This window comes from Alcaligenes sp. WGS1538, from assembly GCF_043187505.1.
Classification (GTDB): domain Bacteria; phylum Pseudomonadota; class Gammaproteobacteria; order Burkholderiales; family Burkholderiaceae_B; genus Alcaligenes.
Genome location: NZ_CP171109.1, coordinates 3,673,870 through 3,698,234, shown reverse-complemented (window position 1 = coordinate 3,698,234; position 24,365 = coordinate 3,673,870). Strand labels below are relative to the sequence as shown.

Genomic DNA, 24,365 nt, shown 5'->3' with positions numbered 1-24,365 from the left:
GGCGTCCATGGCAGAATCTGTCGCCACTCCGGCCTTGTCGGCCCCGGCCGCCAGCCGGCGCTTTCGCCAGTACCGTGTGCTGGAGCGCCGCGTGGAAAGCGCGGTGATCACCTCCTTCGTATTGGAACCGGCCGATGGAGAACCTGTGCCGGTCTACCGGCCGGGGCAGTACCTGGTGTTTCGCTTCGATATCGACGGCCAGTCCGTGCTGCGCAATTACAGCGTGTCGGGTGATCCTGATCATCCCGGTCGCCTGCGCATTTCCGTCAAGCACGAGAAAGCCCCGGCGGGCCAGGGCGTGCCGGACGGGCAGGGGTCGTCCTTCCTGCACCTGCGCGTGCAGGAAGGCGACATCCTGAGCGCGGCCGGTCCCATGGGGGACTTCGTGTTGGATGAGGACAGCGAGCGGCCCGTTGTGTTGATGAGCGGCGGCGTGGGCCTGACTCCCATGCTGGCCATGCTGCACCGCCTGGTGGGCCGCAGCCAGCGGCGCGTGCATTTCATCCATGCCTGTGAGAACGGCGCGGTGCACGCTTTTGGCGATGAGGTCCTGGAACTGGCATCCCGGCGGCATGGCGTGCAGGCGTATTTCTGCTACCGCAACCCCGACGCGGACGATGTGCAGCGCGCCCGTCACCATGTCAGCGGCCTGATCACGCGTGAACAATTGCAATCCTGGCTGCCCCTGGACGATTACGAGTTCTACCTGTGCGGGCCCAGCGGCTTCATGCAGGCCAACTATCGCCTGTTGCGCAGCCTGGGCGTGGTCCGTGAACGCATCCATTATGAATTCTTCGGGCCGGCCACCGTGCTGGAGGAAACGCTGGCGCAGGCCAGGGATGCGGCCCGGGACGTCGCCGCCACGCCTGCCGGCCTTCCCGCCGTCGAGCCCGCCGCTGTTGATTCCGCCGTCTCGATGCAGACCGTGACTTTCCTGCCCGACGGCCGCCAGGCGCACTGGCACGACGATTGCGAATCGCTGCTGGTCCTGGCCGAAGAATCGGGCCTGAGCCCGGACTTCAACTGCCGGGCCGGCCTGTGCAACACCTGCATGTGCACCCTGGTGTCCGGCGAGGTCGATTATTTCGAAGAGCCGCTGGACGATGTGCCCGCCGGCAAAGTCCTGCTGTGCTGCTCCCGCCCCAGAGGCCCCGTGGTCGTGGACCTGGCCTGAGAATTTTCCGATTGCTTGTTGAGGTTTGCCCCGTCCTGATGGACGGGGCTTTTTTTGTCTTGCTTTTTACATGCGCCCCGTGAACTTGTACCTATCCCCCGGATGCCAAAGGCGCGCATGTGTGGTGAAGTGGTCGCTGGAGGAGGTGCTGCGGTCCATCACCAGGCAGGGCTGGTGTTCGGCCATGTGCAGGGCCTGGGCGATGGCCGGTGGCGGCACCTGGACTTCGATCGTATAGAAGCCCTTGGGCAGCGGGGCCACGCGCACCAGGTATTCATTGGGCGTGATCCGGCTCCAGTCCTGCTCCATGTAGTCGGGCGCCATGCGCGCGTCCACGATCCGGTCCTCGTACTGGATGGGCAGGCCGTTCTCCGCATGCACGATGATGGAGTGGAACAGCGGCGTGTCCACCGGAATGCCGTACTGCCGCGCCTGTGCGCGCGTGGCCTGCAGGCGCTCGATGCTCAGCACCTGGCTGGTGTGCTCGTGGCCGCGTTCGCGTATGTCCTGGGCGATGCTGCGGATCTCGATCAGCGTGGACTGGAACTTGGGCTGCGCCACATAGGTGCCGGAACCCTTGATGCGCACCAGCAACTCGTCATTGGTCAGCTCGCGCAGCGCCCGGTTCACCGTCATGCGCGAAACGCCGAACTGTTCGCACAAGGCCAGCTCGGTGGGAATCAGGTCGCCTTCGCGCCATTCGCCGCTCTGGATTTTTTCCAGAACGAAGGTCTTGATCTGCAGATAGGCGGGCGCGGCCGCTTCCTTGGACGAGGGTGTCGTCAGGGCGTTCATTGTTGCACTTTCCTTATGTGGACATGCAGCGTTTGGAACCTGTTCAGGGTCTTAGGGCTTTCCATGATATGTATAGACAATTAAAAGAAATGCCTATACATTGATCGTGAGCTTACAAGAAAACCGTTGTTTTGTCGGCGCTCTGCGAGGCGTCGCCAGTTTTGCCCCATTCAGACACCCAACGCGTTCAGAGAGACACCGAGATGGAGGAGAGCACCATGCCGAAAGATAACGCCGCCGCGCCCAGCGGGGACCCCCGTTTTGACGCCAGCCGGGAGATCCACGCGCCCACCGGGACGCAGCGCAGCTGCAAGAACTGGGTGGCGGAAGCGGCCTATCGCATGATCCAGAACAACCTGGACCCGGCCGTGGCGGAAAATCCGCAGCATCTGGTCGTGTACGGCGGCATAGGGCGAGCTGCGCGCAACTGGGACTGCTATGACCAGATCCTGGCCAGCCTGCGCGAATTGGAAGAGGATGAAACCCTGTTGATCCAGTCCGGCAAGCCCGTGGGCGTGTTCCGCACGCACAGCGATGCGCCGCGCGTGCTGCTGGCCAACTCCAACCTGGTGCCCAAATGGGCCACCTGGGAAAAATTCAATGAACTGGACCAGGCGGGCCTGTTCATGTACGGCCAGATGACTGCCGGCAGCTGGATCTACATCGGCAGCCAGGGCATCGTGCAGGGGACCTACGAGACCTTTGCCGAAGCCGGCCGCCAGCATTACGGCGGGTCGCTGGCAGGGCGCTGGATCCTGACCGCGGGCCTGGGCGGCATGGGCGGCGCCCAGCCGCTGGCCGCCACCTTTGCAGGCGCCGTATCGCTGAACATCGAATGCAAGCAGAGCAGCATAGACTTCCGCCTGAAGACCCGTTATCTGGACAAGCAGGCGCGCGACCTGGACCATGCCCTGGAACTGATCCGCCAGCACACCGCCGCCAAGGAGGCGGTGTCCATCGGCCTGCTGGGCAATGCGGCCGACATCCTGCCCGAGTTGGCGCGGCGCGCCCGGGCGGGCGGCCTGCGCCCCGACCTGGTCACGGACCAGACCTCGGCGCACGATCTGGTCCATGGCTATCTGCCCTCGGGCTGGACGGTGGAACAATGGCTGGCCGCCCAGGCCGACGTCACTCAGCATGCGCGCCTGCAGCGCGAGGCGGCGCGGTCCTGCGCCGTGCACGTGAAAGCCATGCTGGCATTCCAGGAAATGGGGATTCCGGTGGTGGACTATGGCAACAACATCCGCCAGGTCGCCAAGGACGAGGGCGTGGAGAACGCCTTCGATTTTCCCGGCTTCGTGCCCGCCTACATCCGCCCGCTGTTCTGCGAAGGCAAGGGGCCGTTCCGCTGGGTGGCCCTGTCCGGGGATCCGGAGGACATCTACAAGACGGACCGCAAGATCAAGGAGCTGTTCCCCGACAACCGGCATGTGCATCGCTGGCTGGATATGGCGCAGGAGCGCATCGCCTTCCAGGGCCTGCCTTCGCGCATCTGCTGGCTGGGCCTGGGCGAGCGCCACCGCGCCGGCCTGGCTTTCAATGAAATGGTGCGCAACGGCGAACTGAAAGCTCCCATCGTGATCGGTCGCGATCATCTGGACACGGGTTCGGTGGCCAGCCCCAACCGCGAGACCGAGGGCATGCGCGACGGCACGGACGCCGTTTCCGACTGGCCCCTGCTCAACGCCTTGCTGAACACGGCGGGCGGCGCCAGCTGGGTGTCGCTGCACCATGGGGGCGGCGTGGGCATGGGCTACAGCCAGCACGCCGGCATGGTCATCGTGGCCGACGGCAGCGAGCAGGCCGCCGCGCGCCTGGAACGCGTGCTGATCAATGACTGCGGCAGCGGCGTGATGCGCCATGCCGACGCCGGCTACGATCTGGCCATCAAGACCGCCAAGGATTTCGGGCTGAAGCTGCCCATGATCAAATAAGAACAAAGGACAGGATGCATTATGAGCAACACCATCGAGATCTCCCCCGGCGCGCTGACCCTGGAGCAACTGCGCCGCATCTGGCAGGACCAGGTCGCGCTGAGCCTGCCGGGCAGCGCCATCCAGGCCATGGACGCGTCTTCGGCCATCGTGCAGAAGATCATCCGTGAAGGCAATCCGGCCTACGGCATCAATACGGGTTTCGGCAAGCTGGCGCAAAAGCGCATTCCCGATGAAGACCTGGAGCAGCTGCAGGAAAACCTCATCCTGTCGCACTCCGTGGGCGTGGGCGAGCCGGTGGCCGACTCGGTCGCCCGCCTGATCCTGGCGCTGAAGATCGGCAGCCTGGCGCGCGGCTTTTCCGGCATACGTTCCGAGGTGGTCACGACCTTGCTGGACATCCTGAACGCCGGCATCGTGCCTTTCATCCCGTCCAAGGGCTCGGTGGGCGCTTCGGGCGACTTGGCGCCTCTGGCGCACATGACGCTGACCCTGATCGGGCAGGGCCGGGCGCGCTACCAGGGCGAGTGGATGGACGCGGGCCAGGCGCTCAAGCGCGCGGGCATCACGCCCATCGTGCTGGCGGCCAAGGAGGGGCTGGCGTTGATCAACGGCACCCAGGTATCCACGGCGCTGGCGCTCAACGGCCTGTTCCGCGCCCATACCCTGTTCCGCAACGCCATCCTGGCCGGCGCGCTGAGCGTGGACGCCGCCAAGGGCAGCGACGCGCCATTCGATGCGCGCATCCATGAAGTGCGCGGCCAGCCTGGACAGATCTATGCGGCGCGCCTGTACCGGGAACTGCTGGCCGGCAGCTGGATCCGGCAGTCGCACGTGGACAACGACACCAAGGTGCAGGATCCGTACAGCCTGCGCTGCCAGCCTCAGGTCATGGGCGCGGTGCAGGATCTGATCGAGCAGGCCGAGCGCACCTTGCTGACCGAAGCCAATGCCGTCACGGACAATCCGCTGGTGTTCCCAGGCAAGGACGGACAGCCGGACCAGGTCATTTCGGGCGGCAATTTCCATGCCGAGCCGGTGGCTTTCGCCGCCGATACGCTGGCCCTGGCCATCGCCGAAATCGGCGCGCTGGCCGAGCGGCGCGTGGCCCTGCTGATCGACGCCAGCATTTCCGGCCTGCCGCCGTTCCTGGTGCCGTCCGCGGGCCTGAATTCGGGCTTCATGATCGCCCACGTCACGGCTGCGGCACTGGCTTCGGAAAACAAGTCGCTGGCGCATCCGGCCAGCGTGGACAGCCTGCCGACCTCCGCCAACCAGGAGGATCATGTCAGCATGGCGACCTTTGCGGCCCGCCGCCTGGAGGACATGGCGCAGAACACCGCCGCCATCGTCGCCATCGAGCTGCTGTGCGCGGCCCAGGGCATCGATTTCCACGCCCCGCTGAACACGTCGGCCCGCCTGCAGAAAGTCCAGGACGCCATCCGCGCCGCCGCGCCGTTCTACGACCAGGACCGTTACCTGGCCCCGGACATCGAGGCGCTCAAGGCTCTGGTGCTGGACGACAGCCTGGCGAATACGGCGGCTGATCTTTTCTGATTACCTGAGCGGCAGGTAAAAAGCCGATGCGGAATTTTCCGCATCGGCTTTTTCATCTAGATCTTCTGATGTCGGCGCCTCTGTTGTTGAAACGCTGCCAACCCAGGCAGGAATATGTGCTGATTGAGCAAAAACAGCAACTTATGAACGGCTCCTTGCCGACGGATAGCTTGCTTGGACTGATATTCCGCTTGCATCACCCTCAGAGTCTGGACGAGTTGCGCGAGCGTGTTCAGACTCTGAATCATTGTCTGTCGGGAGAGGCGGCGCAAGGATTGCGCCGCACCTTGCTGGACTGGGTCATGCATGGTTTGCTGCCCGACACGGTCAGCGGGAATCCTTCGCCAGGGTGTTCAGCGCCAATTCCAGGCAGCGTTCCAGCACGGGCGCCAGCCTGTCGGCGCGCGCCGGGTCGTAGGCGTAGGGCGGGGCCTCGTCCATGTAGTTGATCTGCGCCAGCTCCAGCTGCACCGCGTGTATGCCCTGGTCGGGCCGGCCGTAGTGGCGGGTGATGTAGCCGCCCTTGAAGCGGCCGTTCGCCACGGCGCTGTAGCCCGCCCGGGCGGCTTCGTCGGCCAGGGCCTGGGCCAGGCCGGGCAGGGCACTGGCCTCGTCGGCCGTCCCGAAATTGAAATCGGGCAGGCGGCCTTCGAACAGGCGCGGCACCACGGAGCGGATGGAGTGCGCTTCCCAGAGCAGCACGCGTTCGTGACGGCCGCGCAGGCGCTGCAGCTCGCCCTGCAGGGCATCATGGTAGGGCCGCCAGTACAGGTCGCGGCGGCGCTGCTTCTCGGCGTCGTCCGGTTCGCGACCCGCCAGGTACAGGGGGGCTTCGTCGAAGGTGTCCAGGGGCAGCAGGCCGGTGGTGTTCTTGCCGGGGTACAGGTTCCGGTCGTCGGGCGGACGGTTCAGATCGATCACGTAGCGCGAATGCGAGGGCGTCAGGATGGAAGCGCCCATGCGGCGCGCGAAGGCGTACAGGCGGTCCAGGTGCCAGTCGGTGTCGTCCAGGCGCAGGGCGGTGGCGCGCTGCATGCCGGCCAGGAGGTCCTCGGGAATGGTCGTGCCCAGGTGGGGAATGGAGATCAGCAGCGGGGCGGCGCCCGTTTGCAAGGTATAGACGGTCATGATGGAACCTCGACAGGTGCTCAGGCGTGGCGCAACAGCGTCGCCATGGCGCGTTGATAGGCGGCGAAAGCGGCTTTTTCGCGGGGGTGGCGGCCGTTCAGCACGCAGGCCGCGCCGCTGACGAAGACATCGCGGATCGGGCTGGAGTGCGCCCGCTCGGCGAAGACCAGGGCGGAGAGCCAGTGCCGGCTGTCCAGTCCCGCCAGGATGGGGTGCTCCAGGTCTATCACCATCAGGTCGGCTTGACGGCCGGCTTTCAGTTCCCCCGACGCACGTCCCGAAGCCTGGGCCCCGCCGCGCGTCGCCGCGTCGAAAAGCCGGTCAGCAACAAAAGGCTGCGCGTCTGAGCTCAGCACATTGCGCTGGCGCAGCAGCAGGCGCTGGCCGTACTCCAGCAAGCGCAGTTCGGCACGCCAATCCACGCAGATATGGCTGTCCGAGCCCACGCCGATGCGCCCGCCTTCGGCCAGGAACGGCGCGGCGGGGAACAGTCCGTCCCCCAGGTTGGCTTCGGTGCTCAGGCACAGGCCGGCCACGGCGCCGCTGCGGGCGATGCGCCGGCGCTCCTGTTCGTCGATGTGGGTCGCATGCACCAGGCACCAGCGCTCGTCGACCTCGAAGTTGTCGTACAGGTAGGCGACAGGCCCGCAGCCATGGCGTTCCTGGCAGGCCTGCACCTCGGCGGTCTGCTCAGCGATGTGGATGTGGATGGGCCCGGCTTGGGGCAGGCCGCGCAGCAAGGTATCCAGCGATTCCACTGTAACCGCGCGCAGGGAGTGGGGCGCTACGCCATAGCGACGGTTCAGGCCGGCTGGGTGACTGCCTTGCAGGGATTCCAGCAGGTGCAGCAATTGGGCCGGGCTGTTCAGGAAGCGCTTCTGGTCGTCGCGGGGCGCTGCCGCGCCGAAGTTGCTGTACTGGTACAGCACGGGCAGCAGGGTCATGGCCAGGCCGCTGCTGTGCGCCGCCTCCAGCACGCCCTGGGCCAGCTCGGTGACGGGGCTGTAGGGCCGGCCGTCGCGTTGGTGGTGCAGGTAGTGGAATTCGCAGACGCTGGTGTAGCCGGACTTGAGCATCTGGATGTACAGCCATTCGGCGATGGCGCGCAACTGGTCCGGCTCCAGGCGCGCTGCGAAGCGGTACATCAGGTCGCGCCAGCTCCAGAAGCTGTCCTGGCCCTGGCCGCGGAATTCGGTCAGGCCCGCCATGGCGCTCTGGAACGCGTGGGAATGCAGGTTGGGCATGCCGGGCAGAACCGCGCCCTGCGCCGCATGAACCCGGCCGGCAGCGCGTATGTCCTGGGAGCTGGCCTGCGGAATCAGGCTGGTCAGCGTGCCCTGCTGGTCCCAGCGCAGCAGGACATTGGCCTGCCACCGGCCGTCTACGCGCGCCCAGGGGGCCAGCAGGGCGTCGTGATGTTGCGGCAAAGTCATGCGGCCCCCTTGCGCAGGTCGCGGCTGATGCGGCCATGGCGCACCACCAGCGCGCAGCGCGGCAGCCCCAGCCAGTACACCAGTTCGGCCAGGGAATCCACGTCCCAGGCCACGAAGTCGGCGCGTGCGCCGGGCTTCAGTTCGCCGGTGATGTCCGGGTCGCCCAGGGCGCGGGCGGCGTGGCGGGTGACGCCCGCCAGGGCTTCGGGCACGGTCAGGCGGAACAACGTGCTGGCCATGTTCAGCACCAGCAGCAGCGAAGCGCAGGGCGAGGTGCCCGGATTGCTGTCCGTGGACAAGGCCATGGGCACGCCGTGCCGGCGCAGCAGCTCGATGGGGGGCAGCTGCCGCTCGCGCAGGAAATAGAATGCGCCGGGCAGCAGCACGGCCACGGTGCCCGCCTGCTTCATGGCCAGCACGCCGGCTTCGTCCAGGTACTCCAGGTGATCGGCGGACAGGGCGCGATAGCGGCTGGCCAGCACGCTGCCGCCCAGGTTCGACAATTGCTCCGCGTGCATCTTGACCGGCAGGCCCAGGGTCCGCGCTGCCTGGAAGACGCGTTCGGACTGGGGCAGGTCGAAGGCGATGCGCTCGCAAAATACATCCACGGCATCGATCAGGCCTTCGGCCGCCAGGGCCGGCATCATGTCTTCGCACACCAGGTTCAGATAGTCGTCGGAACGGCCCGCGTACTCGGGCGGCAGGGCGTGGGCGCCCAGGAACGTGGTGCGCACCGTCACCGGGCGCAATTCGCCCAGCCGGCGCGCCACCCGCAGCATCTTGCGTTCGCTCTCCAGGTCCAGGCCATAGCCCGACTTGATCTCGATGGCGGTGACGCCCTCGTCCAGCAGGGCGTCCAGGCGGCGCAGCGATTGCGCCAGCAGCGTTTCTTCATCCAGCGCACGCGTGGCGCGCACGGAGGACACGATGCCGCCGCCCTGGCGGGCGATTTCCTCGTAGGAGGCCCCGGCCAGCCGCAGCGCGAATTCTTCCGCCCGGTTGCCGCCATAGACCAGATGGGTATGGCAGTCGATCAGGCCCGGCGTGACCCAGCGGCCGCCCAGCTCGTGCTCCTGGTCGGGCCCGCTCCACCGGGCCGGCAAGTGCGCGCGCGGTCCCATCCAGGCAATGCGCCCGTCCTGCTCGACCAGGCAGGCGTCCTCGACGGCATGCGCGGGATCGGCGCCAGGCGCCAGGCGCAGATTGGTCCAAAGCGTGTAGCTCATGAGTCGTCAATCCTTGGAAGAAGCGATGAATGCATGCACCAGGACGCCCGGCTGGCCGCCGGCCAGCCATTGCAGGCTGGCGCCGGCCGGACAGGTCATGGCCAGGGCCTGCCCGGCGGCCAGCGGCCAGGCCTGCCCGTCCAGGCTGGCGTGATAGGCGCCCTGCGCGACGTACAGCAGATGAAAGCCGGCGGCCAGGGCGGCCGGCGCGGCCAGGCCTTGCCAGGCGCGCAACCCGCCCTGGGCGCGCCCGCGGCGCAGCATCAGGTTGAAGTCCCGGGTAGGCCCGTGGGGCAGGATGCTGGCGATGGCCGCCTCGCCCGCGAAGGCATGGGGCTCGAACGGCCGCAGCACATGGGTGCTGCCGCGCTCCTTGTCCGTCAGGGGCATGCTGGTACCCTCGATCAGCATGATGTGCCTGTCCACTCCCGGAAAACGAGAAAAGTCGCCCGGCTGTGCGACCCGGGCGATGCTGATGCGCCAGTCGAAATCCTCGAAGCCGGCGCAAGGCGGATGGCAGAGGAGTTCGCGGGTGGCGCCGCCGCCGTTCTTCCAGGCTTGTTCGGGCAGGCTGTCCACTTCCAGCACGCTCACGCGGCAGGCGGGAGGGGAGAGGCTCATGGCGGGCGGGCTCCTTGTTGCAATAATTGTATATACAATACCTGCAATCCTGCCTCGGCCACAATCGCAGGCGGGCGCCAGGAGCCTGTTTTCAGGGTAAATCCCGAGGCTGGAGCCGCATGGCTCTTGCGTTGGCGGCGGCTTGGTGGCAAGGTAGAGCAAGCACGCTAATAATGACCATGGCAGGCAGCCTTGCTCCGGCCGCGCGATCCCGCCCGTCCTTGCCGGCTGCCATTCCCCTCCCGCCAACCCGGCCCGGTCCGGGCTGACGCCAGGATGTGAACCGCATCTGCACCCGCAGCGATACCGTCGCCTGCATCGCGCCAGCCAGCCATCCCTGCGGTCCAGGAGACGCGTCAAAATGTTGCAAATTAGCGCCGCGTTGCGCCAAATGGTGCAGGATGACGGCCCGGCCGCGCATCCTGCGGTAATCTACAAACCTAAAGTTTGTATGTGAAGTTTCAATTGTTCTTATTCAGGACTGTTCCGCATCATGGATTCCCTATCCCAGCCTTTTACCTTTTCCCAACGCGCCCAGAAACTGACCGGCTCCGCGATTCGTGAAATTCTCAAGGTCACCTCGCGCCCCGAGATCATCTCTTTTGCGGGTGGTCTGCCTACGCCGGTCGGCTTTCCCGTCGAGGAAATTCATCGCGCGTTCGACAAGGTGCTGAGCGAGCAGGGACGGGTTGCATTGCAGTACGCCACCACGGAAGGGCACCTGCCGCTGCGCCAGTGGCTGGCCGACCAGATGACGGCCGAAGGCGATACCGTCAGCCCGGACGAGGTCCTGCTGGTGAACGGCTCGCAGCAGGCGCTGGACATGCTGGGCAAGCTGTTCATCGACGAAGGCAGCAAGGTGCTGGTCGAATCCCCCACCTACCTGGGCGCCCTGCAGGCCTTCTCGCTGTATGAGCCGTCCTACACCGCCATTCCCACGGACGAGCAGGGCATGCTGCCCGAATACGTATCCTCGCCCGAGGCCGCCGGCGCGCGCCTGCTGTATGCGCTGCCCAACTTCCAGAACCCGACCGGCCTGCGCCTGCCTCTGGAGCGCCGCCAGGACCTGGTGGAGCGTTGCGCGGCCGCCCGCATCCCCATCGTCGAGGACGACCCCTACGGCGAGCTGCGCTACGCCGGCGAGCGTCTGCCCAGCCTGCTGGCCCTGGGCCGCAAGGCAGGCGCCACGGTGGTGCGCCTGGGCACGTTTTCCAAGGTGCTGGCGCCCGGCCTGCGCCTGGGCTACATCGTCGCCCCGCGCAAGATCATCGACAAGCTGGTGCAGATCAAGCAGGCGACCGACCTGCATACTTCCACGCTGACGCAGATGGCTGTCTACGAGGCCGTGCGCACCGGCTTCCTGGACCAGCACCTGCCCACGGTGCGCGACCTGTACCAGAAGCAGTGCGGCTACATGCTGGACGCCATGGCGCAGCATTTCCCCGCCAGCGCCAAGTGGACCCGCCCCGAGGGCGGCATGTTCATCTGGGTCACCCTGCCCGAACACATCGACGCCACCGTGCTGCTGCAGAAAGCCATCGAGAACCTGGTGGCCTTCGTGCCCGGCGAGCCCTTCTATGCCGGCGCCGACGTCAAGCGCAACACGCTGCGCCTGAGCTTCGCCACGGTGCCGGAGGAAAAAATTCGCGAGGGTATTGCCATCTTGGGTAAACTCATCAAAGAAGCCTGATCGCCGCGCCATGCACCGGCGCCATTCGCCCCGCGTCTGGTCCGATGCCCCTGGCGCGCCCATCAGCGCCGTCGTCCGCCGGGGACGGCCCTGCTTGCCCCGGTCTGTAGTCCGAATCCATGGCATACCCTCCCAGCGGAGGGTATGCCTGTTTTCAGCCCGCGGCCAGGCGCCGCGGATCCAGATTTTGCCGTCATGACACCTCCACCCGCTTCCGATACCTCCCGGCGTCCCGACCTTTCCGACATGCGCCCCGCGGACGACTGGGTCGCGCGCCATCTGCCCGCGTCCTGGGGCCCGTATGCGCGCCTGTGCCGGCTGGACAGGCCGGTAGGCACCTGGCTGACCCTGCTGCCGGCCATCGCCGCCCTGGTGCAGGCGGCCGACGGCCTGCCCACGCTCTGGCGCCTGGTGGTGTTCTCCCTGGGGGCCCTGCTGATGCGCGGCATAGGCTGCTGCTTCAACGACATGGCCGACCGCAATTTCGATCACCAGGTCGAGCGCACGCGCTTCCGGCCCCTGACCAGCGGCCAGATCACCATGCGCCAGGCCGTCATCTTCGTGCTGGCCCAGATCGCGGTCTGCGCCTTGCTGCTGCTGGCCATCAATGAATACAGCCGCTGGCTGGCGCTGGCGCTGTTCCCCATCGTCATGATCTACCCCCTGTGCAAGCGCTTCACGTACTGGCCGCAGGTGGTGCTGGGCATCTGCTTCAACTGGGGCATGCTGATGGCCTGGTCCGACACGCAGAACATCGTGCCGGTCGGCGCCGTGCTGATGTGGGTGGGCGCCATCCTCTGGCAGGTGGGCTACGACTCCATCTACGCCTACATCGACGTGGCGGACGACACCAAGCTGGGCCTGCACTCCACGGCGCTGCGTTTTCGCGAGGCCGGCAAGGCCTGGATCAGCGGCTTCTACATCGCCGGCATGGTCTGCTGGCTGGCGGGCGGCTACCTGCTGAACGAGCGCCTTCTGTACTACGTGGTCATGGCGGTCATCGCCGCGCACCTGAGCTGGCAGATGCGGCACTTCGACGTGCGCTATCCCGAACGGGGCCTGCGCCTGTTCCGCGCCAACATCTGGGTGGGCGTGCTGCTGGTGGCGGCAGCCCTGGCCGGCACCGTAAGCCTGGCCTGATGCGGATCCGACCGATTTCAATAATGCTATAAAGGTTTGAGGAATGGCTACTCCACTCGAGATCGTTGCAACGGCGCTGTTCGCCATCGCAATCATCCACACCTTCTCCGTCCCCGTCTTCGCGCGCCTGGCCAATAAGGGAGGCAGTCACGCCGGGCTCTGGCACATGCTCTCCGAGGTCGAGGCCGTCTTCGGCGTCTGGGCCTGTGTGCTGGTGGCCTACATGGCGGTGTTCATCGACCTGAATTCGGCCATCCAGTACCTGGAAGGGCGCAACTTCACCGAGCCCATGTTCGTGTTCGCCATCATGGTGGTCGCCGCCAGCCGCCCCATCCTGGAGCTGGTCAACAAGACCGTGGCCTTGCTGGCGCGCGCCCTGCCCATGCCGGACAAGGTGTCCATGTACCTGATCACCATGTCCGTGGTGCCGCTTTCGGGCTCCTTGATCACCGAGCCGGCCGCCATGACGCTGGCCGCGCTGCTGCTGCGCAAGGCCTATTTCCGCCACCAGGGCCACGCCGGCTTCAAGTACCTGACGGTGGGCGTGCTGTTCGTGAACATTTCGATTGGCGGCGTGCTGACGGCCTACGCAGCGCCGCCCGTTCTGATGGTGGCCAACACCTTCGGCTGGGACACGGCCTACATGGCCACGCATTTCGGCTGGCGCGCGGTGCTGGCGGTGGTCATCAATGCGGGCCTGGCCACGCTGCTGTGCCGCAAGGCGCTGCTGGAAATGGGGGAGGGCATGGAGGAAACCAGGCAGAGCCAGCTTCCCGTGCCTTTCACCGTCATGGCCATCCACGTGGCCTTTCTGGTGGCCATCGTGCTGGGCGCCCACCATCCCATCGTGTTCATGGCCCTGCTGATGCTGTTCATCGGCTATGCCCACTCCTACCAGCATTACCAGAATCCCCTGCTGGTGCGCGAAGGCCTGATGGTCGGCTTCTTCCTGGCCGGGCTGGTGGTGCTGGGCGGCCTGCAGAAGTGGTGGCTGCAGGACCTGCTGGGCGGCCTGTCGCCCACGGTGCTGTTCTGGGGAGCCACGGCGCTGACCGCGGTGACCGACAATGCGGCCCTGACCTACCTGGGCTCGCTGGTGGAAGGCACCAGCGAGGTGTGGCGCTACATGCTGGTGGCCGGCGCGGTCACGGGCGGAGGCCTGACGGTCATCGCCAACGCGCCCAATCCGGCCGGCTTCTCCATCCTGAAGGGCAATTTCCCGGACGGTTCCATTTCCCCGTTGCGCCTGCTGGCCAGCGCCGCCGTCCCCACGCTGGTGGCGGCCGCCATGTTCCTGCTGCCGGTCTGAGCGCGCCGGCGGCGTCGGCCGGGGAGCTCGAAGGCCGGCGCCCCTTCGGCCCGTTGCGCCCAGGCCCCGTTCTGGCCGATGATCAGTGCCACTGACGGCCAAAAGGGCTAAAATCACGGCAGAAGCGCCCCTGGCCTGTTCCTTGCGGATCAGGCCAGCGTTTTTCATTTCAAAGTTTGTTTCGGCTTTTTGTTAGGATTGAGTCGTGCCTATTTACTCGTACAAATGCAGCGCGTGCCAATACGAAAAAGACGTACTGCAGAAAATGTCGGATCCTGTCCTGGAAGTCTGTCCCGAATGCGGCCAGCCTACCTTTGGCAAACAGGTGACGGCGGCAGGGTTCCAGCTCAAGGGTTCGGGCTGGTACGTCACGGACTTCCGCAACCAGGGCGGCGGCAAGCCTTCCGACAGCGGTTCTTCGTCGTCTTCCACCTCCACGTGATCGCGTCCCCGGCATGCGTCCCTTCAAGCGCTACTTCGTCACAGGCCTGCTGATCTGGGTACCCCTAGTCATCACCGTCTGGGTGATCACCCTGCTGATCGAAACGCTTGAAAGCGTCGTGCCGGAGTTCCTGTCCTCGCAGGCCCTGTTCGGCCTGCGCATTCCCGGCTTTCGCATTCTGCTGGTGCTGGCGGTGCTGTTCGGCACCGGTCTGCTGGCGGCCAACTACCTGGGCCGCGCCGTGGTGGATCGCTGGGAATTGCTGCTCGGACGCATTCCATTGGTGCGTTCGATTTATAATTCGGTCAAGCAAGTCAGCGACACCGTGCTCGCGCCGGACGGCCAGGCGTTTCGCGAAGCGGTCCTGGTGCAGTATCCCCGGGCCGGCTCCTGGACCATCGCCTTCCTGACCGGAGCGCCGGGCGGCGAAGTGGCCCGGATGCTGGAGGGCGACTTCGTCAGCGTCTATGTTCCCACCACGCCCAATCCCACATCGGGTTTTTTCCTGATGATGCCGCGTGCGGACGTGCGCAAGCTCGACATGACGGTGGACGCCGCGCTTAAATACATTGTTTCCATGGGCGTGGTGGTGCCTCCCGAGCCTGCCTCCCTGCCCGCGGCCCTGGACCAGCCGGGCGGCCCCGACGGGGCGCCGCCGCTGACCGGGGCCTGAACTTTCCAATTTGCAGTCTTACTACTATTTCGGAGTCATCCTAGATGCGTACGTGTTATACCGGCGAGGTTTCCAAAGAATACCTGGGCCAGACGGTCAATTTGTTTGGCTGGGTACATCGTCGCCGCGACCACGGGGGTGTGATTTTCATCGATCTGCGCGACCGTGCCGGCCTGGCCCAGGTGGTGGTCAATCCCGACAACGTGCAAGCCTTCGAAATCGCCGAACGCATCCGCAATGAATATTGCCTGCGCATCACCGGTCGCGTCCAGGCCCGTCCCGAAGGCACCGTCAACCCCGACCTGCGCTCGGGCGAGATCGAAATCATCTGCGACGAGATCGAGATCCTGAACGCCTCGGTGACGCCTCCCTTCCAGCTGGATGACGACAACCTGTCCGAGACCACGCGCCTGACGCATCGCGTGCTGGACCTGCGCCGCCCGCAAATGCAGAACAACCTGATGCTGCGCTACAAGGTCACCATGGAAGCGCGCAAGTTCCTGGACGAGCTGGGCTTCATCGACATCGAAACCCCCATGCTCACCAAGAGCACGCCCGAAGGCGCCCGCGACTACCTGGTTCCGTCGCGCGTGAACGCCGGCCAGTTCTTCGCCCTGCCGCAGTCCCCTCAGCTGTTCAAGCAGATGCTGATGGTGTCGGGCTTTGACCGCTACTACCAGATCACCAAGTGCTTCCGCGACGAGGACCTGCGCGCCGACCGCCAGCCTGAATTCACCCAGATCGACTGCGAGACCTCCTTCCTGAACGAAGTCGAGATCCGCGCGATCTTCGAAGGCATGGTGCGCCACATCTTCCAGAAGGTGCAGCAGGTCGAGCTGCCCCAGCCTTTCCCCACCATGAGCTGGACCGAAGCCATGCAGCGCTTCGGTTCGGACAAGCCCGACCTGCGCGTCAAGCTGGAATTCGTGGACGTGGCCGACCTGATGCGCGACGTGGACTTCAAGGTGTTCTCCGCGCCCGCCAATGATCCGGCCTGCCGCGTGGTCGCCCTGCGCGTGCCCGGCGGCGGCGCCATGCCCCGCAGCGAAATCGACGCCTACACCAAGTTCGTGGGCATCTACGGGGCCAAGGGCCTGGCCTACATCAAGGTCAACGACGCCGCTTCCATCCCCGAAGGCCTGCAGTCGCCCATCGTCAAGAACATCCACGTGGATGCGCTCAAGCAGCTGATCGCGCGCACCGGCGCCCAGGACGGCGACCTGATCTTCTTCGGCGCGGACAAGACCAAGGTGGTCAACGACGCCATCGGCGCGCTGCGCATCAAGATCGGCCACAGCGATTTCGGCAAGGAACATGGCCTGGTCGAGAACGGCTGGAAGCCGCTGTGGGTGGTGGACTTCCCCATGTTCGAATACGACGAGGAAGAAAACCGCTACACCGCCGCGCACCATCCCTTCACCAGCCCCAAGGACGGCCACGAGGACCTGCTCGAGACCGATCCGGGCAAGGCTTTCGCCAAGGCCTACGACATGGTGCTGAACGGTTGGGAAATCGGCGGCGGCTCGGTCCGTATCCACCGCGCCGATGTGCAGAGCAAGGTGTTCCGCGCCCTGAAGATCGACGCCGAGGAAGCGCAGCTCAAGTTCGGCTTCCTGCTGGACGCGCTGCAGTACGGCGCGCCGCCTCACGGCGGCCTGGCCCTGGGCCTGGATCGTCTGGTCACCATGATGGCGGGCGCCGACTCCATCCGCGACGTCATCGCCTTCCCCAAGACGCAGCGCGCCCAGTGCCTGCTGACCCAGGCGCCGTCGGCCGTGGACGAGAAACAGTTGCGCGAGCTGCACATCCGCCTGCGAGCTGTCGAAAACAAATAAGCCTGTGTAGGGGGACGACGTGTCGGTGATACGGGTAGTCAGCTACAACATCCACAAGGGCCGGTCAGCCTCCGGCAAGCGCGAGTCCCTGGCAGACCTGCGCCTGGGGCTCTACGGCCTGTCCCCCGACTTGCTTTTCCTGCAGGAAGTGCAGGGCCGCAACCAGCTGCAGGGCAGCCTGGACGCCCAGCACGAATCCCTGGCGGCGGCGCTGCGCATGCATACGGCCTATGGCTGCAACGTGGTGCGCCAGCACACCGACCACGGCAATGCGCTGCTGTCGCGCTTTCCCATCCTGCAGTATGAAAACCAGGACATCTCGGACCATCGCCTGGAGCAGCGCGGCCTGCTGCATGCGGTCATCCAGGTCGACGGTCGGCCCGTGCACTGCATCGTGGTGCACCTGGGCCTGTTCAACAACGGCCGCGTGCGCCAGATCCAGGCCCTCTTGGACCGCATCAAGCGCATCGTGCCGGCGGACGAGCCCTTGCTCATCGCCGGGGACTTCAACGACTGGAACAATCGCCTGGCCCCCATCTTCGTGCAGCAGCTCAACCTGTACGAAGTCTTTTCCTTTTCCCCCCAGGGCCAGGTGGATCACCGTTTCCGCTTGCGCCGGCCCATCAACTGGCTGCGCACTTTGCGCCAGGGCGTCATCCAGCCGCCCGCCGGCAGCATCCAGCTCGGCGTCAATGGCGCGGCCCGCATGACGCCGCCGCCGCGCACCTTCCCCGCGGTATTTCCCTGGCTGCGCCTGGACCGCGTCTACCAGCGGGGCTTTGCCGTGCGCAATGCCCGCGTGCTGGTCGGCGATCCGTGGAAGCAGCTTTCGGACCACGCGCCCATCCTGACCGAACTGGAGCTGCCCTGACGGGCCCGTCCGTCTGACGGCGCAACTGCCAGGCCGATCACCGCCATGCCTCGCCTCAAGCGCGACCCCGTCTGGCACGACGGCAACCGGATCACCCTGCTGCAGAATGGCCAGGATTTCTTCCCGGCCATCTGCCGGGCTATTGCCCAGGCGCAGCACAGCATCCATCTGGAAACCTATATCTTCAACCTGGATGACAGCGGGCACAGCGTGCTGGAGGCTTTGCGCGAGGCCAGCGCCCGGGGCGTGCGCGTGCGCGTGGTGATCGACGGCTTCGGCAGCGATCGCCATGCCCTGCAGATAGCCGAGCAATTGCGCGCCATGCGCGCCCGCTACCGCATCTACAGACCCAAGCCGCGCGGCTGGCGCGAACCGCGCCTGTCCTTGCGCCGTCTGCGCCGCCTGCATCGCAAGGTGCTCGTGGTGGACGAGCGCATCGGTTTCGTGGGCGGCATCAATATCCTGGACGATTTCGACGACGTTCCCTTGCTGGACGGGCGGACCAATCCGCGCTTTGATTTCGCGGTGCGCTGCGAGGGACCCATCGTGGACGATATGGTGCGTGCGCAGCAGGCCTTGTGGCTGCGCATGGCCTGGCGCCGGCGCGACGATTGGGAGAGCTTCACCCAGCGCTTCTTGCAGTGGCGGCTCCGGCAGCAGCAGCGGCGCCGGAACTGGATGCGCCAGCACCCACTGGCGGAAAAGGGACTGCGCGCCACTTTGCTGCTGCGCGACAATGTGCGATACCGTCAGCAGATCGAGAAAGCCTATCTGCACCTGCTCGCGACCGCCCGCCAGGACGTGATCCTGGCCAATGCCTACTTCTTCCCCGGCCGCAAGCTGCGCCGCCAGCTGGAAAAGACCGCGGCGCGCGGGATACGGGTGCGGCTGCTGCTGCAGGGCCACGCCGAGTACTTCCTGCAGTATCGGGCCTGCCGCTACATGTACGGCCAGTTGCTGGACGACGGGATCGAGCTCTACGAATACAACGCCAGCTACCTGCACGCCAAGGTGGCGGTCGTGGACGACTACTCGATGGTGGGTTCGTCCAACCTGGACCCATTCAGCCTGCTGCTGGCCCGCGAAGCCAATGTGCTGATCGATGACGCGGGCTTTTCCGCCGACCTGCGCCGGCGCCTGGAGCGCGAGATTCGCGATTGTTCCAGGCAGGTGACCGCGGAGCAGTACCGCAGCCTGGGGCCGCTGAGCCGCCTGGTGGACTACCTGGCATATGGCATGCTGCGGCTGGGCGTGCTGCTGACGGGGAAATCGTCTTTGTATTGACCACGCGCCTTCGCGCCGGCCTTGCCGTTCGCGACGAGGATACGCGGGGCCGGCGGCGTTCCTCATCTAGGCGAAAAAACCCGGGCCGCTGGCCTTTGAGCCGATAGCTCTATACATTATGGCTTGGCGTCGTCTGGCTGCGCGCTTGCGCCGCCCAGGCGGAAAGCCGGAGAGAACATCCTACCAAGAGAGGGCTATGACACAGGAACTGGAACTGTTGAACGAACACCGCTGCTTCGATGGCTGGCAGCGCTATTACCAACACGCGTCGCAGGCGATCGGCCTGCCCATGCGCTTTTCCGTTTATCTGCCGCCGCAGCTGCAGGCCAAGGCGCACAAGGGGGCGGCGAGCCTGGAGCAGGCAGTGGGCCAGGGCCGTGTGCCCGTGCTGTTCTTCCTGGCGGGCCTGACCTGCACGGAAGAAACATTCATGATCAAGGCCGGCGCGCAGCGCTACGCCGCCGAGCACGGCATCATGCTGGTGGCGCCGGACACCAGCCCGCGCGGCGCGGGCGTGCCCGGGGAAGACGAGGGCTGGGACCTGGGAACAGGGGCGGGCTTCTACCTGGACGCCACCGAGCCGGGCTGGAGCACGCACTATCGCATGGAGAGCTATGTGGCGCGCGAGCTGTTCCAGCTGGCGACCGCGGTGCTGCCCGGCGATGCGGCGCGCGCCGGCATCTTCGGCCATTCCATGGGCGGGCATGGCGCCCTGACGCTGGCCCTGCGCCACCCGGGCCAGTACCGCTCCGTATCCGCTTTCGCGCCCATCGCCGCGCCCACTCGCTGCCCCTGGGGAGAAAAAGCCTTTGGCGCCTATCTGGGACAGAACCGCCAGGCCTGGGAGGCGCATGATGCCAGCGTGCTGATGGCGGAAGCCAGCGCGCCATATCCCGCCGGCATCCTGGTGGATCAGGGCCTGAGCGACGGCTTCCTGGCCGAGCAACTGTACCCCGAAGCCTTCGAGCAGGCGTGCGAGCGGGCTGAACAGCCGCTCACGCTGCGCCGCCACGAAGGGTACGACCATGGTTACTACTTCATTTCCACCTTCATCCAGGACCATATGCGCTTTCACGCTGAACGGCTGTGAGGATGTGAAGGATGGCGTAGCGCCCTGTCATGTTTTTGTTTTGTAAGGGCGCTAAGCTGCGGACAGGCAGGGCTTGCCCTGCCTGTTTTTTTATTACCAGCCCGCGCCGGGGCGTGCCGTAGACGGGTTGTTTTTTGTCATCAGGCTGGAACTTTTTCTTGCTGAGGGGCTCCTAATCCTGTATTGCAATTTTTTAGCACTCCCCACGCCAGAGTGCTAAACTGAGATCAACATCGATATACGTTTCGTCCGGTGCGTGTTTGAGCTTCTTGTTCCCGCCGGCCGACTTTTGAAGGATTTTCCATGACACAACAAGCGAACGCTTTGGCCCTGGCGTCTGGTAATGAACTCGTCGCTGCGGTCTCCAATCCAGGCGCTCTGGGTACCATTGAAGCGTATATTTCCGCCGTCAACCGCCTGCCGCTGCTCAGCGCCGAGCGCGAGACAGAACTGGGCCAGCGCCTGCGCGACAAGGGGGACCTGGACGCGGCCCGTGAACTGATCATGTCGCACCTGCGCCTGGTGGTTTCCATTTCCCGCCAGTACCTGGGCTATGGCCTGCCGCACGCCGACCTGATCCAGGAAGGCAATGTGGGCCTGATGAAAGCCGTCAAGCGCTTCGACCCCGATCGCGGGGTCCGCCTGGTGTCTTTCGCCGTGCACTGGATCAAGGCCGAAATCCACGAATACGTGGTGCGCAACTGGCGCATGGTCAAGGTCGCCACCACCAAGGCCCAGCGCAAGCTGTTCTTCAACCTGCGCCGCATGCGGCCCGACGGCCAGACGCTGGACTCGGCACAGGTGGACGAGATCGCCCGCGAACTGGACGTGCGTCCGCAGGATGTCAGCGAAATGGAAGTGCGCCTGTCGGGCCACGACCTGGCGCTGGAAGCGCCCAGCGACGACGACGAGAGCTTTGCGCCCATTTCCTACCTGTCCGACGACGGCCACGAGGAACCTTCGCAGGTGCTGGAGCGTCGCGCCCGGGACATGCTGGAGGGCAGCGGCCTGGAGGAAGCCATAGCCGCGCTGGACGAACGTTCCCAACGCATCGTGCGCGCCCGCTGGCTGCAGGATGAGGGCGGCGCCACGCTGCACGAACTGGCCGCCGAATACGGCGTGTCGGCCGAGCGTATCCGCCAGATCGAGTCCGCCGCATTCAAGAAGCTGCGCCTGGCCCTGGCCGGATCGGTTTAAGACTCAAACAGTTACATCTTTTTCGGGAAATCGAAGAACTTAAGCTCCTCACGGCGGACTAAACAATACATGTGCTGATTATTGCCACCTACGCATTCCAGCATATGTCGTCCGCTTCGGCTTCTCCTCTTCCCCTCCCTTTTGAAGCGGATGTTTACGGGACACCAGCAAGGGTGTCCCTTTTTTTTGCCCGCGCCGGGCGGATGTCCCGCCCGGTGCAGCCGGCCTTAGAACGACAGGGCCGCCTTCAGCCAGACCGTGCGCCCCGGATCGTTGAAGCGGGTCGCCGCGGCGTAGCCGAAGCCGCTGTTGCCGGCCAGGTTCAGGTGTTCGCTGTAAGTCTTGTCGAACACATCGTCCACGCCCGCCGTCAATGCCAGATGTCGGTTGACCTTGTAGCCTCCATACAGGGACACGGTGCCGAAACCGCCGGTCGGCCCGAAGTCATACCCCACCACATTGCCCTGGCCGCTCGCGTAGCGGTTCTGGGCGGCCACCAGGCGCCAGACGCCGCCCGCCGACCAGGCGCCGCGCGTGTAATCGGCGTTCAGGCGCAGGTCCAGCGGCGGCATCTGCGGCAGGGGGCGGCCGTCGCTGCGGTTGCGGCCCCAGGCGTAGGCCAGGGCGGCGCCCAGCTTCCAGTCCCGGCCGGCCTGAACGCCCGCGCCCAGTTCCGCACCCATGATGCGGGCCTGCACATTGCGTGCCTGGGCGCCGGCTCCCATCATGCCGCCGGATGGGTAGTCGAACAGGATGTAGTCCTGGATATGGCCGGCATAGGCCGAGGCCCAGGCCGATAGGGTCTCGCCCTTGTACTGCGCGCCTATGTCCAGCTGAGTGGTCTTTTCAGGCCGCACGCCCAGGAAGGCGCTGGCGCTGCCTTGCGGGCCGCGCTGGGGGGAAATCAGCTCCCAGTAGTCCGGCATGCGCTGCACATGGCCCAGACCGGCATACAGGCTCAGCGGCATGGATTCCAGATCGTGTTCCAGGCGCAGAAAACCGCTGGGCAGGGTCTCGCGCCGGCGCACGCCGGCGCCGGGGTTGGGCATGTTCATCATGCCGCTGCCCAGGGTAGGGCGCAGGTCCTTGGCTCCTGCCCGGTCCAGCCGCGCGCCGCCCGCCAGGCGGTAGCCGTCGGCCAGCTCCCAGCGGGCTTCCGTGAACACGCCCAGATTGTCGAACTCCGCATCCTTGATCCAGGGCTGGTCGCGATAGTCCTGGCGTCCCATGGCGCTGCGCTTGCGGTGGCGGCTGCGCTGCAGGTCCAGGCCGGTGGTCAGGGTCAGTTTTTCGCGCAGCGTCCAGTCCGCGCTGAGGCGCGCGCCCCAGGTCAGCCTGTCCACGTTGGACGCCATGGGCATGGACATGCCGCCGCCCGGCTTGAAGGGGCGCAGCTCATGGTTGTCCATGACGTGATCGGCGTAGTTGTAGTAGAGCTGGGCTTCGACATTGCGCAGCAGGCCCTGGTCCATGTCTTTCTTGAAGCGCATGCCCAGGCTCTCGCGCTTGAAGCGCGTGCCGTCCATGCCGCGCCCGGCGTAGCGGGCGTAGCCATCGCCGGTTCCGGCGCTCAGCTCCAGCAGCGTGTCCGGGTCGGGCGTCAGGCCAACCGAGACGTCCGCATTCCATTTTTTCCAGCGCGAGGGCACGCGTTCGCCGTCGCCGTCGCTATAGTCCTGCGCCCGGTCCCGGTTGACGGTCAGGCGCGTGTAGTAGGACGCATTGCCGGCCGCAAAGTCCGCCGCACCGGCATGGCGGCCCCAGGAGCCACCCAGCAGGCTGGCTTCCAGCGTGGCGTCCGGTTCCGTGAAAGCGGGCGGCTTGCGCTCGAAGCGCACGGTGCCGGCGGAGGCGCCGGGTCCCCAGCGCACGCTTTGCGGGCCCTTGATGATGGTCAGCTCGTCGAAGGATTGCGGAGAAATGTAGGAGGTCGGGGCGTCCATCCGGGCCGGGCAGGCGCCGGGCATGGCGCTGCCGTTGGCCAGGATGGCCAGGCGCGAGCCGAACATGCCGCGCAGCACGGGATCGCCGTTGCTGCCGCCGTTGCGTATGGCGGTGAAGCCGGGGATGGTCTTCAGGTAGTCTGCGCCGTCGCTGGCGGGCAAGGGCAGGCGCGGCAGCTTGGGATTGGTGCTGAACAGCAGCGGTGTTTCGGGCGTCACGCCGGTGACGACGATGGGGCTCAGCTGTTCGACGGGCGGGGTCTGGGCGGCGGCGGGATGGGACAGGCAGGCCAGGACGGCGGCGCTGATCAGGCCGGGAGCAAATGTATTCTTCATGACGGAATTCCAGGGAACGCCGGTCTCCCTGCGAACGGTTCGCAAGGCAGGGGCTTCGAATAGAAAGGGCGCGCGGCGCGAGCCGGGCGCGGGAAGTCAGGCAGGAAGAAGAGAAGGCGGGGCGCGCTGGCCCACGGGCGGGCCGCGGATGAAGGCCTGGTCCGGGATCGGTTCCAGGACCGGCAGCAGCAGAGGCCGGAAACGGCCGCTGTGCAGGGGAGGCAGGGCGGCGAGCGGAGCGGGGCTCAGGGCCGCCTGCAGCATCATGGCGAATGGGCAGGTGGCGCTGGTGGTGGCCTCGTCCTGGTGCTGGACGGGCTCTTCGCCCATTAGGGCGGTCCATTGCCGGGCCGCCTCGGGAGACAGGGTCTGGCCGGCCGGCAGGCAGAAGGTCAGGGCGTAGCCCTGCTCGGTCTGCCTGGGCATGTAGCCCGCGGGCACCACGCCGCGCAGCATGAGCCCCAGCAGCAACAGGCACAGGCCCAGGCGTCTGGGCCAGGATGCGGCGTCAAGAGAAGGGCGCGGGGAGCTCATGGCGTAGCAGTATAGCGATTCGCCCGGCTCACGGATTTGTTCCAGCGCAGCCGTCCATGAAAAAAAGAGGTCCCGCCGCGTACGGAAAAAACGTAAATTTTGGTAGAAAAGGCCCTGTCTCGGGCTGTGCTTCAGGTAAAAAGCGCTATGCTA

Annotated in this window: 20 protein-coding genes; 13 read left to right on the top strand and 7 right to left on the bottom strand. The window is 65.9% G+C overall.

The features are described 5' to 3' along the window. The first annotated feature begins 7 nt into the window (after positions 1–7). Positions 8–1,174, top strand: a complete 1,167-nt coding sequence (locus ACF3ND_RS17230) for an FAD-binding oxidoreductase (RefSeq protein ID WP_394062662.1) — start codon at positions 8–10, stop codon at positions 1,172–1,174. Positions 1,175–1,240: 66 nt separating this feature from the next. Here the strand turns inward: ACF3ND_RS17230 and hutC are convergent, their stop codons facing one another. Beyond that, on the bottom strand, positions 1,241–1,969 hold the full coding sequence (gene hutC, locus ACF3ND_RS17225; protein ID WP_394062660.1) for a histidine utilization repressor: 729 nt from the start codon (positions 1,967–1,969) through the stop codon (positions 1,241–1,243). Between the two features lie 203 nt (positions 1,970–2,172). On the opposite strand from hutC, the gene hutU reads away from it, so the two are divergent. Both hutU and hutH read left to right on the top strand, forming a co-directional pair. Continuing rightward, the gene (hutU, locus tag ACF3ND_RS17220) at positions 2,173–3,903 is read left to right on the top strand and encodes a urocanate hydratase (RefSeq protein ID WP_394062658.1); all 1,731 of its coding nucleotides are present in this window, start codon (positions 2,173–2,175) and stop codon (positions 3,901–3,903) included. 21 nt (positions 3,904–3,924) lie between these two features. Beyond that, positions 3,925–5,460, top strand: coding sequence for a histidine ammonia-lyase (gene hutH, locus ACF3ND_RS17215; protein ID WP_394062656.1), 1,536 nt, complete (start codon positions 3,925–3,927; stop codon positions 5,458–5,460). 327 nt (positions 5,461–5,787) lie between these two features. Here the strand turns inward: hutH and hutG are convergent, their stop codons facing one another. From hutG to ACF3ND_RS17195, 4 genes are read right to left on the bottom strand one after another with little or no spacing between them, the layout of a single operon-like run. Continuing rightward, complete coding sequence (hutG, locus tag ACF3ND_RS17210; RefSeq protein ID WP_394062654.1) at positions 5,788–6,588, bottom strand: N-formylglutamate deformylase; 801 nt, start codon at positions 6,586–6,588, stop codon at positions 5,788–5,790. Between the two features lie 20 nt (positions 6,589–6,608). Then, on the bottom strand, positions 6,609–8,021 hold the full coding sequence (locus ACF3ND_RS17205) for a formimidoylglutamate deiminase (RefSeq protein ID WP_394062652.1): 1,413 nt from the start codon (positions 8,019–8,021) through the stop codon (positions 6,609–6,611). Beyond that, positions 8,018–9,247: an imidazolonepropionase gene (gene hutI / locus ACF3ND_RS17200; protein WP_394062650.1), complete on the bottom strand. Its 1,230-nt coding sequence runs from the start codon at positions 9,245–9,247 to the stop codon at positions 8,018–8,020. Before hutI ends, ACF3ND_RS17205 begins: the two co-directional genes overlap by 4 nt. 6 nt (positions 9,248–9,253) lie before the next feature. Further along, positions 9,254–9,868, bottom strand: a complete 615-nt coding sequence (locus ACF3ND_RS17195) for a HutD family protein (protein WP_394062648.1) — start codon at positions 9,866–9,868, stop codon at positions 9,254–9,256. A 493-nt stretch (positions 9,869–10,361) separates the two neighbouring features. Here ACF3ND_RS17195 and ACF3ND_RS17190 point away from each other — a divergent pair, with 493 nt between their 5' ends. The 10 genes from ACF3ND_RS17190 (at position 10,362) to rpoH (ending at position 21,399) form a co-directional block, all read left to right on the top strand. Continuing rightward, entirely contained in the window at positions 10,362–11,558 is a 1,197-nt protein-coding gene (locus tag ACF3ND_RS17190; protein WP_394062646.1) for a PLP-dependent aminotransferase family protein, read from the top strand. Positions 11,559–11,753: 195 nt separating this feature from the next. Next, complete coding sequence (gene ubiA, locus ACF3ND_RS17185) at positions 11,754–12,698, top strand: 4-hydroxybenzoate octaprenyltransferase (RefSeq protein WP_394062643.1); 945 nt, start codon at positions 11,754–11,756, stop codon at positions 12,696–12,698. A 43-nt stretch (positions 12,699–12,741) separates the two neighbouring features. Then, positions 12,742–14,007: a putative Na+/H+ antiporter gene (locus ACF3ND_RS17180; RefSeq protein ID WP_394062641.1), complete on the top strand. Its 1,266-nt coding sequence runs from the start codon at positions 12,742–12,744 to the stop codon at positions 14,005–14,007. Between the two features lie 205 nt (positions 14,008–14,212). Next, on the top strand, positions 14,213–14,449 hold the full coding sequence (locus tag ACF3ND_RS17175; protein WP_394062640.1) for an FmdB family zinc ribbon protein: 237 nt from the start codon (positions 14,213–14,215) through the stop codon (positions 14,447–14,449). Between the two features lie 13 nt (positions 14,450–14,462). After that, positions 14,463–15,122: a DUF502 domain-containing protein gene (locus tag ACF3ND_RS17170; protein ID WP_394062639.1), complete on the top strand. Its 660-nt coding sequence runs from the start codon at positions 14,463–14,465 to the stop codon at positions 15,120–15,122. A gap of 44 nt (positions 15,123–15,166) precedes the next feature. After that, the gene (aspS, locus tag ACF3ND_RS17165) at positions 15,167–16,957 is read left to right on the top strand and encodes an aspartate--tRNA ligase (RefSeq protein WP_394062637.1); all 1,791 of its coding nucleotides are present in this window, start codon (positions 15,167–15,169) and stop codon (positions 16,955–16,957) included. A 19-nt stretch (positions 16,958–16,976) separates the two neighbouring features. Then, complete coding sequence (locus ACF3ND_RS17160) at positions 16,977–17,828, top strand: endonuclease/exonuclease/phosphatase family protein (protein ID WP_394062635.1); 852 nt, start codon at positions 16,977–16,979, stop codon at positions 17,826–17,828. A gap of 45 nt (positions 17,829–17,873) precedes the next feature. Beyond that, the gene (gene clsB / locus ACF3ND_RS17155) at positions 17,874–19,112 is read left to right on the top strand and encodes a cardiolipin synthase ClsB (protein WP_394062633.1); all 1,239 of its coding nucleotides are present in this window, start codon (positions 17,874–17,876) and stop codon (positions 19,110–19,112) included. Positions 19,113–19,308: 196 nt separating this feature from the next. Then, a complete protein-coding gene (gene fghA / locus ACF3ND_RS17150) occupies positions 19,309–20,202 on the top strand; it encodes an S-formylglutathione hydrolase (RefSeq protein ID WP_394062631.1) in 894 nt (297 codons plus the stop codon). 303 nt (positions 20,203–20,505) lie between these two features. Beyond that, positions 20,506–21,399, top strand: coding sequence for an RNA polymerase sigma factor RpoH (rpoH, locus tag ACF3ND_RS17145; protein ID WP_394062629.1), 894 nt, complete (start codon positions 20,506–20,508; stop codon positions 21,397–21,399). A 227-nt stretch (positions 21,400–21,626) separates the two neighbouring features. Here the strand turns inward: rpoH and ACF3ND_RS17140 are convergent, their stop codons facing one another. Both ACF3ND_RS17140 and ACF3ND_RS17135 read right to left on the bottom strand, forming a co-directional pair. After that, positions 21,627–23,678 (bottom strand): TonB-dependent copper receptor, encoded by a 2,052-nt coding sequence (locus ACF3ND_RS17140; RefSeq protein ID WP_394062627.1) that lies wholly within the window; start codon positions 23,676–23,678, stop codon positions 21,627–21,629. A 96-nt stretch (positions 23,679–23,774) separates the two neighbouring features. Beyond that, on the bottom strand, positions 23,775–24,212 hold the full coding sequence (locus tag ACF3ND_RS17135) for a hypothetical protein (RefSeq protein WP_394062625.1): 438 nt from the start codon (positions 24,210–24,212) through the stop codon (positions 23,775–23,777). Positions 24,213–24,365: the final 153 nt, after the last annotated feature.

Coding starts and splice junctions, on each gene's coding strand:
- ACF3ND_RS17180 (WP_394062641.1), top strand. CDS start 12,742: ATGGCTACTCCACTCGAGATCGTTGCAACGGCGCTGTTCGCCATCGCA.
- hutU (WP_394062658.1), top strand. CDS start 2,173: ATGGAGGAGAGCACCATGCCGAAAGATAACGCCGCCGCGCCCAGCGGG.
- ACF3ND_RS17190 (WP_394062646.1), top strand. CDS start 10,362: ATGGATTCCCTATCCCAGCCTTTTACCTTTTCCCAACGCGCCCAGAAA.
- fghA (WP_394062631.1), top strand. CDS start 19,309: ATGACACAGGAACTGGAACTGTTGAACGAACACCGCTGCTTCGATGGC.
- aspS (WP_394062637.1), top strand. CDS start 15,167: ATGCGTACGTGTTATACCGGCGAGGTTTCCAAAGAATACCTGGGCCAG.
- rpoH (WP_394062629.1), top strand. CDS start 20,506: ATGACACAACAAGCGAACGCTTTGGCCCTGGCGTCTGGTAATGAACTC.
- hutG (WP_394062654.1), bottom strand. CDS start 6,588: ATGACCGTCTATACCTTGCAAACGGGCGCCGCCCCGCTGCTGATCTCC.
- hutI (WP_394062650.1), bottom strand. CDS start 9,247: ATGAGCTACACGCTTTGGACCAATCTGCGCCTGGCGCCTGGCGCCGAT.
- hutC (WP_394062660.1), bottom strand. CDS start 1,969: ATGAACGCCCTGACGACACCCTCGTCCAAGGAAGCGGCCGCGCCCGCC.
- ACF3ND_RS17230 (WP_394062662.1), top strand. CDS start 8: ATGGCAGAATCTGTCGCCACTCCGGCCTTGTCGGCCCCGGCCGCCAGC.
- clsB (WP_394062633.1), top strand. CDS start 17,874: ATGCCTCGCCTCAAGCGCGACCCCGTCTGGCACGACGGCAACCGGATC.
- ACF3ND_RS17140 (WP_394062627.1), bottom strand. CDS start 23,678: ATGAAGAATACATTTGCTCCCGGCCTGATCAGCGCCGCCGTCCTGGCC.
- hutH (WP_394062656.1), top strand. CDS start 3,925: ATGAGCAACACCATCGAGATCTCCCCCGGCGCGCTGACCCTGGAGCAA.
- ACF3ND_RS17170 (WP_394062639.1), top strand. CDS start 14,463: ATGCGTCCCTTCAAGCGCTACTTCGTCACAGGCCTGCTGATCTGGGTA.
- ACF3ND_RS17135 (WP_394062625.1), bottom strand. CDS start 24,212: ATGAGCTCCCCGCGCCCTTCTCTTGACGCCGCATCCTGGCCCAGACGC.
- ACF3ND_RS17195 (WP_394062648.1), bottom strand. CDS start 9,868: ATGAGCCTCTCCCCTCCCGCCTGCCGCGTGAGCGTGCTGGAAGTGGAC.
- ubiA (WP_394062643.1), top strand. CDS start 11,754: ATGACACCTCCACCCGCTTCCGATACCTCCCGGCGTCCCGACCTTTCC.
- ACF3ND_RS17205 (WP_394062652.1), bottom strand. CDS start 8,021: ATGACTTTGCCGCAACATCACGACGCCCTGCTGGCCCCCTGGGCGCGC.